At 58.9% G+C, this 14756-nt stretch carries 18 protein-coding genes; 6 read left to right on the top strand and 12 right to left on the bottom strand.

Annotated elements, in window-relative coordinates; genetic code table 11:
- Positions 1-21 precede the first annotated feature (21 nt).
- The 8 genes from ISX84_RS16325 to ISX84_RS16360 form a co-directional block, all read right to left on the bottom strand.
- A complete protein-coding gene (locus ISX84_RS16325; protein ID WP_229884368.1) occupies positions 22-408 on the bottom strand; it encodes a VOC family protein in 387 nt (128 codons plus the stop codon).
- 69 nt (positions 409-477) lie between these two features.
- Positions 478-1713 carry an RNA polymerase sigma factor gene (locus ISX84_RS16330; RefSeq protein WP_326838754.1) on the bottom strand — a complete coding sequence of 412 codons (1236 nt, stop codon included), beginning with the start codon at positions 1711-1713 and terminating at the stop codon, positions 478-480.
- Positions 1714-1717: 4 nt separating this feature from the next.
- Entirely contained in the window at positions 1718-2089 is a 372-nt protein-coding gene (locus tag ISX84_RS16335) for a YciI family protein (protein ID WP_195821466.1), read from the bottom strand.
- Between the two features lie 400 nt (positions 2090-2489).
- Entirely contained in the window at positions 2490-2963 is a 474-nt protein-coding gene (gene rraA / locus ISX84_RS16340; protein WP_195821467.1) for a ribonuclease E activity regulator RraA, read from the bottom strand.
- A 6-nt stretch (positions 2964-2969) separates the two neighbouring features.
- The gene (otnC, locus tag ISX84_RS16345; protein ID WP_195821468.1) at positions 2970-3608 is read right to left on the bottom strand and encodes a 3-oxo-tetronate 4-phosphate decarboxylase; all 639 of its coding nucleotides are present in this window, start codon (positions 3606-3608) and stop codon (positions 2970-2972) included.
- Positions 3605-4885, bottom strand: a complete 1281-nt coding sequence (gene otnK, locus ISX84_RS16350; RefSeq protein ID WP_195821469.1) for a 3-oxo-tetronate kinase — start codon at positions 4883-4885, stop codon at positions 3605-3607. The genes otnC and otnK overlap by 4 nt, the downstream gene beginning before the upstream one ends.
- Complete coding sequence (locus tag ISX84_RS16355) at positions 4876-5565, bottom strand: aspartate/glutamate racemase family protein (protein ID WP_195821470.1); 690 nt, start codon at positions 5563-5565, stop codon at positions 4876-4878. The genes otnK and ISX84_RS16355 overlap by 10 nt, the downstream gene beginning before the upstream one ends.
- Positions 5566-5653: 88 nt before the next feature.
- A complete protein-coding gene (locus ISX84_RS16360) occupies positions 5654-6739 on the bottom strand; it encodes an isocitrate/isopropylmalate dehydrogenase family protein (RefSeq protein ID WP_195821471.1) in 1086 nt (361 codons plus the stop codon).
- Positions 6740-7032: 293 nt separating this feature from the next.
- Here ISX84_RS16360 and ISX84_RS16365 point away from each other — a divergent pair, with 293 nt between their 5' ends.
- From ISX84_RS16365 to ISX84_RS16385, 5 genes are all read left to right on the top strand, one after another.
- On the top strand, positions 7033-7998 hold the full coding sequence (locus ISX84_RS16365) for a Bug family tripartite tricarboxylate transporter substrate binding protein (protein ID WP_195821472.1): 966 nt from the start codon (positions 7033-7035) through the stop codon (positions 7996-7998).
- 78 nt (positions 7999-8076) lie between these two features.
- Positions 8077-8604 (top strand): tripartite tricarboxylate transporter TctB family protein, encoded by a 528-nt coding sequence (locus ISX84_RS16370; protein WP_195821473.1) that lies wholly within the window; start codon positions 8077-8079, stop codon positions 8602-8604.
- A 23-nt stretch (positions 8605-8627) separates the two neighbouring features.
- Positions 8628-10166, top strand: a complete 1539-nt coding sequence (locus ISX84_RS16375) for a tripartite tricarboxylate transporter permease (protein ID WP_195821474.1) — start codon at positions 8628-8630, stop codon at positions 10164-10166.
- Between the two features lie 164 nt (positions 10167-10330).
- A complete protein-coding gene (locus ISX84_RS16380) occupies positions 10331-11260 on the top strand; it encodes a GntR family transcriptional regulator (RefSeq protein WP_195821475.1) in 930 nt (309 codons plus the stop codon).
- Positions 11257-11661 (top strand): methylglyoxal synthase, encoded by a 405-nt coding sequence (locus tag ISX84_RS16385; protein WP_195821476.1) that lies wholly within the window; start codon positions 11257-11259, stop codon positions 11659-11661. The genes ISX84_RS16380 and ISX84_RS16385 overlap by 4 nt, the downstream gene beginning before the upstream one ends.
- Positions 11662-11711: 50 nt before the next feature.
- Here the strand turns inward: ISX84_RS16385 and ISX84_RS16390 are convergent, their stop codons facing one another.
- From ISX84_RS16390 to ISX84_RS16405, 4 genes are read right to left on the bottom strand one after another with little or no spacing between them, the layout of a single operon-like run.
- On the bottom strand, positions 11712-12269 hold the full coding sequence (locus ISX84_RS16390) for an SDR family NAD(P)-dependent oxidoreductase (RefSeq protein WP_195821799.1): 558 nt from the start codon (positions 12267-12269) through the stop codon (positions 11712-11714).
- A gap of 31 nt (positions 12270-12300) precedes the next feature.
- Positions 12301-12744: a GFA family protein gene (locus ISX84_RS16395; RefSeq protein WP_326838755.1), complete on the bottom strand. Its 444-nt coding sequence runs from the start codon at positions 12742-12744 to the stop codon at positions 12301-12303.
- Complete coding sequence (locus tag ISX84_RS16400; protein ID WP_326838756.1) at positions 12741-13589, bottom strand: ergot alkaloid biosynthesis protein; 849 nt, start codon at positions 13587-13589, stop codon at positions 12741-12743. Before ISX84_RS16400 ends, ISX84_RS16395 begins: the two co-directional genes overlap by 4 nt.
- Entirely contained in the window at positions 13582-14175 is a 594-nt protein-coding gene (locus tag ISX84_RS16405) for a nuclear transport factor 2 family protein (protein WP_326838757.1), read from the bottom strand. Before ISX84_RS16405 ends, ISX84_RS16400 begins: the two co-directional genes overlap by 8 nt.
- Here ISX84_RS16405 and ISX84_RS16410 point away from each other — a divergent pair.
- On the top strand, positions 14168-14722 hold the full coding sequence (locus tag ISX84_RS16410) for a TetR/AcrR family transcriptional regulator (RefSeq protein ID WP_229884370.1): 555 nt from the start codon (positions 14168-14170) through the stop codon (positions 14720-14722). The genes ISX84_RS16405 and ISX84_RS16410 overlap by 8 nt on opposite strands.
- The last annotated feature ends 34 nt before the right edge of the window (positions 14723-14756 follow it).

Consider the following 14756-nt stretch of genomic DNA (forward strand, 5'->3'; position numbering starts at 1 on the left):
GAGGTATCTCCCCGGCGCGCCTCAGGAGGCCATGCTCTCATAGGTGATCAGGGCGAATTGTGCGCCCTGCGGGTCGGTCAGGGTTGCCATGCGGCCGACACCCGGCATGTCCATCGGTGGCGCCAGGACCGTGGCGCCTTTCGATTGTGCCTTTTCCACGCTAGCATCGACGTCGGCGACGGTGAAATAGATCGTCCAGCTGCCGTTTTCCTCGGGCATGGGCGAGAACCCTCCGATGGCCGTCTCGCCCACCACGGCAGCCCCGTAGCTTGACCCGTCCTGCATCGGCATCTCGTTGATCGACCAGCCCAGAACCTCCTTGTAGAAGGATTTGGCCTGCCCGGCATCGGGGCCAGCATGGCCAATCCACCCGGCGTTTCCCACGGCTGTCATGTCAAGAATACTCATTTTAACGCTCCCTTGATTGCGCCCGCCCACTGCGGGACTGAACCAAGGACGCACGACGGGAGATCATCCCTACACGGGGCGCAGATTTTTTTCACAAAGGGCGATTTTTTCGCGGATCACGGCGCCTTCCGGTTCTGTCGGGTTCAGTTCCAGCGCTCGCTCCAGCGCCGCCTTGGCGGCTCTGTGGTCATTGATCTGCTCCAGCAGGCTGGCGCGCATCGTATGGTACCAGCGGTACCTGTCGAGTTCATCAGCGAGGGGCGCCATCTCCGCAAGCGCGAAACCGGCGCCTTTGGTCCTGGCCTGCGCCGCAATGTGGTTGAGGCGCACGACAGGTGTGGGCTGTATCGCGTAGAGCGCTGCGTAATGGGCTTCAATCGCCAGCCAGTCGGTCGCGTCTGACGCCGCCGCGCGCGCGTGTTCCGCCGCGATGGCTGCTTGAATGCGGTAGGGTCCGAGGTGGTTGAGACGCGACGCCTTTTGCAGCAGGGCAGACCCTTCCGCGATATTGGAGAGGTCCCATTGGGTGCGGTCCTGTTCTTCGAGCGCCACCAGTTTACCCCCCGCATCAGTGCGCGCATCGCGCCGCGCATGTTGGAACAACAACAAGGACAAAAGCGCCACTTGTTCGCCCATGCCCGGAAACAGCGTCACCAGCAGACGCGCCAGCCGAATGGCCTCTTCACACAGGGTCACGCGGATCTGGATATCCCCGCCAGAGGTCGACCAGCCTTCGTTGAACATCAGGTAAATCATCAGGGAAACATCGCCAAGCCGTCTGCCGCGCTTCTGCGGGCTGGGGGTCTCGAAGGCAACCGGGTTGTCCGCAATCCGCTTCTTGGCGCGGGTGATGCGTTGCTCCATCGTTTTGGGTTTGATCAGGAAGGCCTGTGCAATCTCGCCGACGGTCAGACCGCCAACGATCTTCAGTGCCATCGCAATCTGATCCTGCCGTTCCAGCGCAGGGTGGCAACAGATGAAGAGCAGGCGCAGGACGTCATCGCGCAATTCATCCGGATCGGGCGCGGGCTGGTCCACAGCTTCCAGATCGGCTGCGTGATGCGCCAAAAGCCTCTTTTGCCGCTGTGCCTTGCGCAGCCGGTCCAGTCCGGCGTTGCGGGCTGTTGTCAGCAACCAGGCCAGCGGGTCGCGGGGTGTGCCGTTCTCGGGCCAATCGACCAGGGCTTTGACACAGGCTTCGGCAAAAACCTCCTCTGCGATCTCGATGTCGCGGAAGTATCGCGTCAATGCGGCCATCGCATGAGGGCGTTGCGTGGTGAAGCTGGCTTCCAGCCACCCGGTCACCTTGTCACTCCGACGATATCGCGCCGCCCGCCCAGGCAATAGGGCGTACCTCGAGCCGCGCAATGGGCGACGATATCATCCGGGCATGTTCCAACGCGTCGTCCAAGGTCTGGAAGTCGGCAGCATAGAAACCCAGAAAACTCTCCTTTGTCTCAGCAAAGGGCCCGTCTGTGATGAGGGGCTTTTGATCCGCTGTCGCAGGTGGTTCCACGGTCACGGCGGTAGAGGGTGGCATCAGCTTGACGGAGATGAAGTCGCCGCGTTTGTCCAACGCCTCCTGTAGCGTTCGGTGCCCGGACATCACCTCTTCCTGTTTCTCCGCAGGCAGGTTTTCGAAGACGCCTGCCTCGCCGTAGATCGTGATCGCATACATCATCTTTCTGTCTCCACAGTTGCTTTTCGATGGTGCAAGGACGCGCCGAGGATTGCAAATCCGACAGCGGAGAGGAGTTTTGTGGTGAATAATGACGGTACTGAGAACAGCCGCGGCGCAGCGCGCAGTTCGGAATCATTGCTTTTGGCGTTTGTCGATCGGCAGGTGAGGTCTCCGGGGGCCAAGCGAAGCCGTTCTTTGCGACTGCGCGTTGTTCGGACCGGGAATCTACACAGCGGGGGGGGGCCTGCTCCCGAAGTGTATCGCTCATGCCCGATGGGCCCATTTGAAGTCGATCAGTCGCTCCGGTGTATGTTCACGCCCGCTCTGTGATCTCGCCTGTTGCGAATGACGGGTGCAAATCCGAGCCATGCGATAAGCCTAACCTGGCAAGTTAGTGCCCTCAGACCAATTTCTTAGCGCTGTGCAGGACACCATCAGAATCGCCATAAAGCCAGTCACCGGCAGAGATTGTCACACCACCAATATGGACCGGGCATCCCGCTTTGCCCCATCCCTCTTTCGCGCTTTTCACGGGGCTTGTCGCCAGGGCAAAAACCAATGTGTTCATCTGTGCGATATCAGCGCTGTCGCGGATGGCGGCATTCAGGACAATGCCGGCCCAGCCATGATCGATGGCCAGTTGGGCCAGCATATCGCCCAGAAGCGCGATGCGTGTGGATCCCCCACCATCTACCACAAGAACGCGCCCATTGCCGGGTGTTTCAAGCGCTGCCCGCACGATTGTATTGTCCTCAAAGCACTTCACCGTGTGGACGGGGCCCGCGAAATGGGTCTGCAGCCCAAAGCGCCGAAACGGCAGGTGAACGAGCGAGAGTTCGTCAGCGTGATTATCGATCAGGTCAGCGGTTTTCATAGGTCCTCACATGTTGGCGCAGCTGCGTTTGAGGTCGGCGACGTCCGCATCTGACAGCAGGCGCGTTTTCTGACCCCGTGTGGCCATGAGCAACTTGGCCGTTTCTTCCAACTCTTCAGCGGCACAGACCGCCGAGAACAGATCCTTGCCGCTGACAACGGGCCCGTGATTTGCCAGGAGGACAGCGCTGTATGCGCCTTTCAGATCAGCAATCAGATCACCGGCCCTGGGATCGCCGGGTTTCACATAGGGAACCAGCTTGACCGTCCCGACGCGCATGACGACATAGGGCGTGAGCGGAGGGATGCAATCATCGGGATCGGTGGCCTCAAGGCATGACAAGGCCGTCGCCCATGTGGAATGCAGGTGGACAACCGCACCGCATTGGGGGCGCGATTGGTAGAATGCGCGATGCAGGAATGTTTCCTTCGTGGGTTTGGCACCGCTGATATGTCGTCCGTCCGCATCAATCTTGGAGATGCGATCGGGGTCAATGGCGCCAAGCGTGGCATTCGTCGGCGTCACCAGAATGGCGTCGCCGATACGTGCAGAGACGTTCCCTGCTGTTCCAACGCTGAAACCGCGCTGAAACAGTGACGCACAAAGCATCGCCATCTGCTGGCGCAGGTCGCTTTCCTTGGTCATACCCCATGCCCTTCCATCTGGCGCAATGCTTTCGCAAAGAAGTCCTGTGCGCCAAAGTTCCCTGACTTCAGTGCCAAAGCGACGGGGTCCTCCTGTCCAACGGTCAGGACCGGCACGCCGGGATCGATTTCCGGTCCGATGTTCATGGCGGAGACACCACATTGATCGGTAATGGCCTGGGCGACCGCCCCTGACGTTTCCCCACCTGCAACGACAATGCGGCGATGGCCTTGCTGTACCAGCCGCCGCGCTGTCATCGCGAAGAGGTTATCGAGTTTCTCGGAAACGGCCTCCCGGCCATATTGCGATTGAAGCGTTGCGACGTCATCCGGCGCCCCGGAGGAATAAACCAAAGGGGCGCTGCCCGTGTTGGCCGCGATAAAACCCACCAGATCATCATCCGTGACCGCGCCAGCCATCACGCCCGGCACGTCAATCGCAAGGGTTGGGTGCGTCTCGGCGTGGAGCGCAACCTGACCACGGGTTGCCCCAGAGCAGGAGCCTGCCAGAATGGCCTCTGGTCCACTGACACAAATGCTGCGCACGCCGTCGCCTGTCGCCTTGCGGGCCCGGATGAAATTGCGCGGCAGGCCCAATGCGATACCAGACCCGCCAGTCACCAGAACGCTGTCGGCAACTGCGTCACCAAGCACCAGCAGGTCGCTGTCCGTAACGGCATCTGCCACTATGAACCGGACATCGGGGTCCGTCAGCGCCGCGCGGGTCTCTTGCACGCCAGCAAGGATAGAGTTCAGGGTGAGATGACCTATCGGGCCTCTTGTTTGGTGCCCCAACCAGCGGCGGATGTCCGGGTCCGTCATTGGTGTCAGCGGGTGATGCTGCATGCCAGATTCGCTCAGCAGCTTGTCAAAGACAAACAGATGCCCCTGATAGACCGTCCGCCCCGTCGCCGGGAACGCCGGGCAAACGATCACGCCTGATGTGCCAAGCGCGTCCGCCAAAGCCTCTGCAACCGGTCCGATGTTCCCGTTTTTGGTCGAATCGAATGTGGAGCAATATTTGAAAACAATCTGCTCACAGCCCTGTGTCTGCAACCAGTCGAGTGCCAGAAGACTGTCTTCAACAGCCTCTTTGACAGGCGCAGACCGGCTCTTGAGCGAGATCACGCCCGCCTCAATTTCCGGATCGGCGGGGACGTCCGGCACACCCGCAAACTGCGCGGTTTTCAAGCCGCCTTCCGGTGCCACACCTTTGGCCAATGTGTTGGCGATGTCGCTCGCGCCGGTAAAATCATCTGCGATAACGCCTAGCAGCATGATGCTTTGCCTCTTTTGGTCGCTTCCACGCGGCGGCGGATTTCGAGGATCGCGGCTTCAGGACTGGTCAGGATCGGGATGCCGGTTGCTTTTCGCACGTCTTCGGCCGCGCCTGCCATTGAGAATTGTCCGAGCATGATGACGTCAGCCTCCGTGACCCGAGACGCCAGTTCCGCGATCAACTGATCATGTGTCGCATCATCTCCAGCACGTTTGGCCTCAAGCGCGCCCGGACAGAAATAGGGTATGATCTGTGCCGTAACGCCACGTTGTGCTGCCGCGTCGCGAAATTCGCTTTCCATACCGGCGGCGGCAGGGGCGAATGTGGTTATCATCGCCACACGGTCCCCGTGGGCCAGGGCCGCATCGAACATGGCTTCGTTTGGTTTCATCACGGGAATTGAACTGCTTTCCGCCGCATCCTCAATTGCCTTGCCAAAAGCAGAACAGGTAAACAGAACGCCGTCCGCCCCCGCGCCTTCGGCATATTTCGCAAGCCCGATGATGCGGTCCCAGAGTGCCAGCGTCAGATCATCGGATTTTTGCCGATCCATCGACAAGCCCTCTTCAAGGAGGGTCATGGTTTCAGCCTCCGGCCAGAGTCTTCTCGCCGCTTCTTCAATCGGATCAATCGCAACGCGTGTGGCGTGGATCAGGGCTATGCGCGGGTGCTTGGTCATCAACGTCATCGTTCGGGAAAGAGGACAGTTACACCGCCGAAGGACGGCGTCACCAGATGTGCGGAGGGCAGGTCCGTCGGGAGGTTGCTCAAGCGGCAACCGCCTGCCGCGACAGAGCGTCAGCAACATGTTGACCGAACGCATCCGTGTTTACGCTGCCACCCAGATCGCGTGTTCGCTTGTCAGGGTCATCAATGACGGCATCAACGGCATCTGTGATCGCCTTGCCCGCGTGCATCAGTTTTGGAACACCGCGTCGCTCGCCCAGCCAGGACAGCATCATTGCGGCAGACAGGATCAGCGAGGTCGGGTTGGCCACATTCCGGCCAGCGATATCAGGGGCAGAGCCGTGCTGTGCCTGAGCGCAACACAGACCCGTTTCGGCATTGGCATTGATCGACCCGGCAAGACCAAGGGACCCGGACAGTTCCGACGCAAGATCAGAGAGGATGTCACCGTAAAAATTCGTGGCAACGACGACATCATACGTTTCCGGTTTGCGCACGAGGAGCGCGGCAAAAGCGTCGACGATCAGTTCTTCTGTATCAACCTCGGGGAAGTCTTTCGCGACCTCGCGAAAACACTCCAGGAACAACCCGTCCGTCATCAGAAATGAATTGGCCTTGTGGATCGCCGCGACCTTTTTGTCCCGCTGCATCGCCAGCTTGAAAGCCTCGCGGCAAATCCGCATGGAACCGTGCCGCGTGATCTTGCGGACAGACAAGGCCATATCGGGGTCAGGCATCATCTCACCCACACCCTTGAACATGTTGCGGTCGGGATAAAACCCCTCTGTTGCCTCGCGCATGATCACCAGATCCATACCCGGTGCCTTATTCGCCAAAAAGTCGCGAGAGCGGGCAGGGCGCACATTGGCGTAAAGGTCCAAACCAATGCGAAAGCCTGCAGAGACGTTGCGCCCGCCTTCGGCGACGGGCGGATAATCCATATGCGACTGGGTGCCGAGGATCACGCCGTCGAACCCGGTGCGTGCACGCTCAAGCACTTCTTCTCGAAGCGTTACTCCATGCGTCTTGAGGCTTTCGAAACCGGACTGTTCTTCGTGGAAGGTCATATCCAGATCAAAGCGGTCATTGGCGGCATGCACCACCTGCAATGTGGCGGCCATGATTTCCGGGCCGATCCCGTCACAAGGCAATGTCATGATTTTCATACTTCAAGCTCCTCCCGGCCGGTCTGCCGTATCCTTCATTCATACTTATATTGGTCTTTTATATTTAAATATGCAATTTGCAAGGCGAAAAAGCAATCGTATCAAGCGAGCGGTAGCTTCATATCTCTTGCGGTGTAGCGAAGTGATACAGCTGTATGGAAGAAGTTATTGATGCTTGTGCAGTGGTTTATTCTGCGAGAAATGATTTTTGCATTTTAAGTTGACAACATGCAATCTATGCCTTTATTGCACTAATCATTATAAAAATGCAAAGTGATCTTAGGGAGGAAACCATGATCAAGCGCCGAACATTTACCCTGCTGGCTGCCGCCATTACCGCGTCGGCTGTCGCACTGCCTGCCGTTGCAGAGGAATACCCGTCCGAACGGCTGACCTATACAATCGCCTTCGGGCCCGGTGGCGGCAATGATCGGATGTCCCGGACCGTCGTGGATGTTCTGCGCCAGTATGACCTCTATTCCGGCGATATCGTCGTGGAAAACCGTGAAGGCGGCAGCGGCGCAGTCGGCTTCAGCTACGTCAGTCAAAAAGCGGGCGACCCGTACCGCTTGACCTCGACAAGCGGCAATTTCATCGGCACGCCGCTCGTGGCAGACACGGATTGGACTTACGCGGATTTCACCCCCATCGGACTGCTCGCAAGTGATGCAATGCTGCTTGTGGTGCGTGCCGATTCCGATTTTGTCGATCTCGATGCCTTTGTGAGCGCCGCAAATGCCGGACGCGTGACCATCGCGGGCAGCGGCTCTGCCGGGCCGGAGCGTGTGACAGCGGCCCTTTTTGCCAAGGCCGCAGGTATCGAATTTGAATACGTGCCCATCGGGTCCGGTGGTGAGCTTGTCACGGCATTGACCTCCGGCAGCGTCGACGCCGTTGTTGCAAACCCCTCTGAAGTTGCAGGCCAGTTGGAAGCGGGGACGCTGACGGCTCTTGCCTTCTCAGATTCCGCCCGCAGCACAAATAACCCTGACGTGCCGACCTTCATGGAACTCGGCTATGACTTCAGTTTCTCACTGCCACGCGGTGTTGTGATGCCGTCCGATCTCGATCCGGCGGTTCAGGACTGGTGGATCGCGACCCTGAAGCAAGTGGTCGAGACGCCGGAATGGCAGGAATACCTTGTCAAAAATGGTATGTCAGGCAACCCGATCTGGGGTGACGACTTTGCCACCTATCTTGAAGAGACAAGCGCACAATACCGTGCCACGCTCGTCGAGATCGGTGCGATCAAAGAATAGCACTGCAGATGCTCTCAAGTGGGCGCATGTCTCTTGCGCCCACATCCATTCTCACACGCAATCGGGAGGGGAGGACCGATGAAAAAGTGGTTCGCCGCAGGTCTTCTTGCATTAGCCATTGGCTACACAGTCTACGGGCTCAGCACGCTGACGCTGCTGACGTCATCCGGGCGCCCAGCTGCAGGGTTTTTTCCCCTTCTGATCGGTATCCTGCTGATCACGTCCTGCACGGTCAACCTATGGGGTGACCTGCGCGAATGGATGATGGAAAAACGCACCGGTATCGCCCCGGTTCACCAGGCGGAGCCGGAGACCGACGCGAAGGCCGACGCCCTTGGCGTTGATGCTCATGGCATTGATGGTGGCCCGGAGTTCGGGCGGGATGTGTTCATCGTCTTCCTCTACATCTGCGGCTTTGTGGCCATCATGAATGTGGTCGGCGCGCTGCTGGCGATGTTCATTTTCATGCTCGTCTATCTCTTCACCTTCAATCGCGCCCACACAATCGGCAACCTGATCTACAGCCTGGCATTGCCTGCGTTTCTGTATGGGCTTTTCAAAATTCTACTCAATGCGTCGCTGCCCGTCGGCCCGCTCGGGTTTTAACGTCCTGCGAAAGGAACTCTCCGATGCTTGCTGATATTGCGGCAAATCTCTCTCTTGGGCTCAGCATTGCAGCCTCGCCTGACGGGTTCCTTTTTCTCGTGATCGGGGCGTTCCTCGGGATGATCGTGGGCCTTTTCCCGGGTTTTGGACCAGCGGCAGGGATCGCGGTCTTGATCCCCATGACCTTCGGGCTGGAACCAACGATTGCGATTATTATGCTGGCCGGTATCTACTACGGCTCAATGTACGGCGGCACGATCACCTCGATCCTGATCAATACGCCGGGCGAATCCGCGACGGTTGCCTCAACAATTGATGGATACCCGCTGGCCCAGAAAGGCCGGGCCGGGCCAGCCCTGGTGATGCAGGCCATCGCGTCTTTCTTTGGCGGGACAATCGGCGTCATCCTGATCACGGCACTTGCGCCGTCACTGGCCAACTTTGCGGCGTCTTTCGGACCCTCCGAGTACTTCCTGATCATCGCGGTGGGCTTGCTGATGCTGACCACAATGATGGGCGACAACAAGTTCAAGGGCTTCATCTCCGCGCTGATCGGCTTTGCTGTCGGCACGATTGGCGTCGATGTGATGAGCGGGCAACAGCGCTACACTTTCGGGTCGCCGGAGTTGATCGGTGGGGTCTATTTTGTCGCCGTGGCGATTGGCCTCTTCGGGATTGGAGAGCTTTTGCACTGCATCTTCAACGGACAGCACCGGCAGCCTGCCAAACGTTTGCGGATCAGTTTCCGCGACAAGGAATTCTGGCCCAGCAGGCAGGACTACTACGAGTCCCGTTTCACGTTCTGGCGCGGCTCGGCCATTGGCTTCATTGCGGGCGTCTTGCCCGGATCGGGGGCCACGCTGGGGTCGATCATCGGTTATTCTGTTGAAAAGAAAGTCGCGAAAGACCCCGAGAAATTCGGCAAAGGCGAGATGCGCGGCCTGGTCGCGCCGGAAGCCGCAAACAACGCGGCGTCTGCCGGTGCGATGGTACCTCTCCTCTCCCTCGGCATCCCCGGATCGGGCGCGACGGCAGTCCTTTTGGGCGCGTTTCTGATGTGGGGGCTGCAGCCGGGGCCACTCCTGATCGTCAACGATCCTGAGTTCGTCTGGGGGCTCATCGCAAGCATGTATCTGGGCAACATGATCCTCATCGCCATGAGCATTTTCGCCATTCCACTCTTTGTGAAGTTCCTCGACATTCCTTACGTGAATGTTGTGCCCGTCATCGTCCTGCTGTGCGTCATCGGCGCATTCGCGATCAACGCAAGCATCATTGAGACCTGGATCCTGGTGCTGAGCGGATTGGTCGGATTTGCCATGAAAAAGTACGGCTATTCGCCCGCTGCGACGGTGCTGGCCTTGGTTTTGGGATCAATGGCCGAAGAAACATTCCTGCAAACCTACATCATCTCGCAAGGCACGATGAACCTGTTCTGGGAGCGGCCTGTGTCCCTTGTCCTGTCAATCGTCCTGTTGGCTGTTGTCATCACCCCGATTGCGCTCGCCGTGATGTCGCGCCTCAAAGGAAACGCGGCCAAGGTGAACGGTGAAGCGTCATGAGGCCTTGTCAGAACACGCAGGTGCGGGATCGCACCCCCTCTTTTGCATTTGCCAAAGCAATAAGTTCAAAAAATTGCTTACGCTTTGCTTGAATAAATGCAATTTTTGGATGACGCGGACGGGGCGATCAGACCCCGATCACAGTCGGAGGATGAGCCCTAAGCATGCGAACAAGTGATCTTCCGCAACGTATATCCCGGCGGTTGCTGCAAGACATCGCAGCCGGCAGTATCCAGGCCGGGCAGCATTTGGGCGCACAACACCTCGCGGACCGCTACGGCGTATCCCGCACACCCATTCGCGACGCCATGACGATCCTGGAGGAAGGTGGCTTTGTCGTCCGGCAGGAAAACCGCGGCTATTTTGTCGCCGACACCGATCCCCAAATGCTGACCGAAATGCTCGATCAGCAGCCCGCGTCAATGAACGACGAATACCATCGGTTGGCAGAAGACTGGCTGACAGGGCGCCTGCCGGAAGAGGTGACAGAACAGTTTTTGCGTCAGGAATACGGGTGGTCGAAGTCGTGGATACATGACGTGCTTGTTCGTGCCGCCCGCGAAGGCTGGGTCGAACGCAAGGAAGGCTATGGCTGGCGCTTTCTGCCTGTTGCCAATACGCCGGAAGCCTTCGATGAGATCTACCGCTTCCGCATGGCGATTGAACCCGCGGCGATGCTGGAACCCTCTTTCGAATTGAACCGTCAGATCCTGACGGAACAGCGCCGTATTCAAGAAGGCATGCTGGACATGGATTTCAATGCCGTGCCTGCTGAATCGCTTTTGGAAAATGGGGCGCTCTTCCACGAAGAGCTGATCAAGATGTCGGGCAATCCCTATTTTCTGATGGCGCTTCAACGGGTCAATCGGATGCGACGCCTGATGGAGTATCGCGCCGAGGTAAACCACGACCGCCTCGTCGAGCAATGCACCGAACATCTCGAAATACTGACGCTGCTGGAAGCGGGCAATACTGTCGATGCATCTTACCGTATGCGCCAGCATCTCAGCGGGGCCCTCAAGCGCAAGTCGCCCATTGCCTGGAATTGGGCGGCCGACAAAGAAACGGTGCAACCGGCCAAGGCTGCCACGTGAAGGATGTTGCGCTCGTTGCGCATGACCAAAAGAAGGATCAGATGATTGCCTGGGCAAAGGAGCATGAGGCGGCTCTGAGCGGGTTCACGCTTTACGGGACCGGAACGACGGGTGGTCGGATTGGCGATGAAACGGATCTTGAGATCACCCTGCTCAAAAGCGGGCCACTGGGTGGCGACGCACAGATCGGCGCGATGATTGCCGAAGGTCGGCTCGACACGCTGATCTTCTTTATTGATCCACTTTCAGCCCTTCCGCATGATGTTGACGTCAAATCGCTCCTCCGGCTTGCCATTCTCTATGACACGGCACTGGCCGTGAACGAGGAGACAGCATCCAGATTGATCGCAAGCACCCGTGAAGTGAGAGCGAGCAAGCCAGCGCGACAACCCGATCGTTGATCGCCTAATCTTTACCGCACAAACTCAAATTGTAGGTTGTCCGGCGCCTTTCAGGCCAGCGCATTTGCGTTCACAGTTGTGGTACGCCCGCGCAAATTCTTGGCCAGCACCGACGTCATCGTCTCGATAGCGGCCTTGATGCCAGCATACACACCGTAGGTTTCAAGCTTCAGTCCAACAACGCTTGAGGAGAAATTGACAAGGGTGCCGCCGTCTCGCAGCTCGTGGGCGGCCGCACGCAAGGTGTTGAACGAACCTTTCAGATTCACGGCGACCCGGCTGTCAAAGAGGGTATCGTCGCTGTCAGCGAGGGTCGACGGTTTCATGATGCCTGCATTGTTGACAAGGACATCGACGCCGCCGAACGCTGCCCGGATGGCGGGGAGTAGATGCTGCACCGCCTCCGTGTCAGAGACACCGGCGTTGACGGCGATGGCGCTGCCTCCGGCTGCCTTGATGTCTTCAACGATCCGTTGTGCAGCGTCTTCGCTTCCCGCGTAGTTGACAACAACGTTCAGCCCGTCGCTGGCGAGACGCCGGGCAACGGTCGCGCCGATCCCGCGAGAGGCACCTGTGACAATTGCGGTTTTGGTTGTTGAGTTTTCGATGTCTGATCTCCTTGTCTATACACGCTGCAGATCACCACGGCCAATGGTCGCCGAGGGTGATCGATGTGCGTCTGTAGTCAAACGAGCCCGCGCCCGACCATCTGTCACCGTCTGGGAAGCGCAATTCGACACCTTTGAGGTCGTGGGGATCAAAGAGCCTCATGTTCACGCCCATCAGGTCTATTGCTTCATTCTGTTCACGGAAGGCCTTCGAAAATGTCCAATGCGTCGTGGTTCCGCAGCGCCTGCAGAACTGGAGTTCGGCGGCAGCATTCGCCTTGTCTTTGCGCAGGTAGGATCCGGTTTCTCCGGTCGTTTTCACCATTGCCTGTGGAAAGTAACCCCAGGCGCCGCCAGAGGTTCGGCAAAGCCTGCAGTTGCAGTCGTGAATAAACGCCGGTCTGGATGTAATCGTGACGCCGACCACGCCACAAAGGCACCGCGCCGTCAGGGGATGTTCCTGTGGGCCACTCACGCTGTGACCCTCTTGCGCCAGACGGCACGGCTCGCGGTTGCGAAATCCGACAGACTGCGCGGGGCCCGCCCGGTCATGCGCCTCACTGCGTCGGTGACGCGGTCCTCTGACCCTGCAGCGATACTTGTGTCCATGGCCGCAAGCGCCGTTGCATAGGCTTTCGGCAATCCGGCGGCCATGTGACGTGCCACGAGTTCTTTTTCGCTCAGATGGTGGTGTCTGACCGGGCGTCCCAAGACCTCGCCCAATATCTTTGCGACATCGTCATAACTGAGCGCCGCAGGGCCGGTCAGGATGAGGTCACCCGAGGCAAATTGCGGTTGGCTCAGCGCCTCGACTGCGACGGCTGCAATATCCTCCGCATCGATGAAACCGACCCGTCCATTCTGCGTGGCGGTTGCGATGGTCCCATGATCGCGGATCGGCGCAAGAAGCTGTCCCTCTGAAAAGTTCTGCACGAACCACGTCGGGCGCAGAACCACCCATTCAGGCGCATGATCGCGCAACCAGGCATGCACAGCACCCATCATCGGCCCGCCTGCGTCCAGCGAAGACGCGCTGAGTAGGGCAAACCGTTTCACACCGTTCCGAATGGCTGTTTCCATGAACGGAACCATCGTTTGCAGCGGCTCTGCCACGCCACTCGGGGCGACCAGATAAATGCTTGCAACATCCTTCAATGCCCCAGACCAAGTGCCTTGATCACCCCAATCAAAACGAACGTCATGGGTGACAGCGGGGCTGCGGGTTGCGACGCGATGGCATAGGTCGCGTTCGGTCAGCTGCTCGGAAATACGGCGACCGGTGGTTCCGGTCCCGCCGGTGATCAGGATGAGGTCAGGCACGGGTAAATCCTTCTCCTTCAGGGTTCGGCACCGCATCGCCGGTTGCGGCCAGCGTGATCCGGGGGTCCCAGTAGTCGGCGTAGTGAACGATCTTACTGTTGCGCGTTTCGATCACGGAAATCCACTTCTGATCGTAGGCCGCACCGGTGCGGCCTTCGCCGCTGCCTCGAAACTCAAGGACGACCTTGTCGGGGTCGGCCATTTCACTGATGCGAAGGTCAAAGAAATCGTCGATGCGGATCAGGTCGGGCAAGACCTTCAGGTAACGCGCCAGGGCGTCGCGGCCTTCGATGCGGGCGATGAAACCTGGCGGCGCATAGGGCGCTTCAAACACGCAATCCTGTGCGAACATGTCGAGAAAGCTGTCGGCTGTGGGATCAATCCGAGTCCCCAGTCCTTCTCGCAGGATGTCAGTGAGGCCTTCAAAACGGGTTTGCTGAACGGTCATTGACAAATCTCTCTCTTCGATGGAACGGTAGCGTATCGACCATATAAGGAGCAATTGGATGGAACGCAAACGTTCCAACGAAAATTCATCAGCGGAACCCTCCTCGCGGACCCCGAGCGGAGCGGCCGTGATGCGCACATCAGTCACCGCCGCGCTGACGCGTGCGTTTTTCGAGGAATGGGCGCGGGCGGGGATCGGTGCGCTCAGCCTTGAACGCGTGGCCAAGCGGGCGGGTGTGGGCAAGGCCGCGCTCTATCGCCGCTGGTCGTCCAAGCATGACATGGCGATCGAGTTGATCCGGACGGTGGGTGTGGAGCTCACGCCGATCCCCGACAGCGGGTCGTTGCACGAAGACATTCGGCTCATTCTGTTGTCGTTGCGCAGGGTGCTGCGCCACCCGCTGATCCGGCGCATACTTCCCGACCTGCATGCAGAAATGGCACGGACAAGCGCGCTCAGCATCGAGATACGCAACACCTTGCAGACCGAACGCCGCGCGCGGGGCGCTCTGATCGTCGATCGAGCCATCGAACGCGGCGAACTGCCTGCGGATGCCGACCGGGACCTCGCCAATGATGCGATCGCCAGCATTCTCTACTGGCGGATGATTGTTACCGGAGGCCATGTGAAACGCCGGGACATAGACAAGATCGCAGGGTTCATCGTCGCGGGGCTGGCGGTGTGACAGATGCGAGTTCTTCACGGTTCTTTGCCTTTGT

Origin of the sequence: Roseobacter sp. MH60115 (genome assembly GCF_015644665.1) — a bacterium.
In the GTDB taxonomy this organism is placed as follows: domain Bacteria; phylum Pseudomonadota; class Alphaproteobacteria; order Rhodobacterales; family Rhodobacteraceae; genus Roseobacter.

What these genes read in the sequence shown, in the direction of transcription:
- ISX84_RS16370 (WP_195821473.1), top strand. Translation starts at nt 8,077, where the DNA reads ATGAAAAAGTGGTTCGCCGCAGGTCTTCTTGCATTAGCCATTGGCTAC.
- ISX84_RS16380 (WP_195821475.1), top strand. Translation starts at nt 10,331, where the DNA reads ATGCGAACAAGTGATCTTCCGCAACGTATATCCCGGCGGTTGCTGCAA.
- ISX84_RS16410 (WP_229884370.1), top strand. Translation starts at nt 14,168, where the DNA reads ATGCGCACATCAGTCACCGCCGCGCTGACGCGTGCGTTTTTCGAGGAA.
- otnK (WP_195821469.1), bottom strand. Translation starts at nt 4,885, where the DNA reads ATGCTGCTAGGCGTTATCGCAGATGATTTTACCGGCGCGAGCGACATC.
- ISX84_RS16365 (WP_195821472.1), top strand. Translation starts at nt 7,033, where the DNA reads ATGATCAAGCGCCGAACATTTACCCTGCTGGCTGCCGCCATTACCGCG.
- ISX84_RS16325 (WP_229884368.1), bottom strand. Translation starts at nt 408, where the DNA reads ATGAGTATTCTTGACATGACAGCCGTGGGAAACGCCGGGTGGATTGGC.
- rraA (WP_195821467.1), bottom strand. Translation starts at nt 2,963, where the DNA reads ATGAAAACCGCTGACCTGATCGATAATCACGCTGACGAACTCTCGCTC.
- otnC (WP_195821468.1), bottom strand. Translation starts at nt 3,608, where the DNA reads ATGACCAAGGAAAGCGACCTGCGCCAGCAGATGGCGATGCTTTGTGCG.
- ISX84_RS16355 (WP_195821470.1), bottom strand. Translation starts at nt 5,565, where the DNA reads ATGACCAAGCACCCGCGCATAGCCCTGATCCACGCCACACGCGTTGCG.
- ISX84_RS16360 (WP_195821471.1), bottom strand. Translation starts at nt 6,739, where the DNA reads ATGAAAATCATGACATTGCCTTGTGACGGGATCGGCCCGGAAATCATG.
- ISX84_RS16375 (WP_195821474.1), top strand. Translation starts at nt 8,628, where the DNA reads ATGCTTGCTGATATTGCGGCAAATCTCTCTCTTGGGCTCAGCATTGCA.
- ISX84_RS16335 (WP_195821466.1), bottom strand. Translation starts at nt 2,089, where the DNA reads ATGATGTATGCGATCACGATCTACGGCGAGGCAGGCGTCTTCGAAAAC.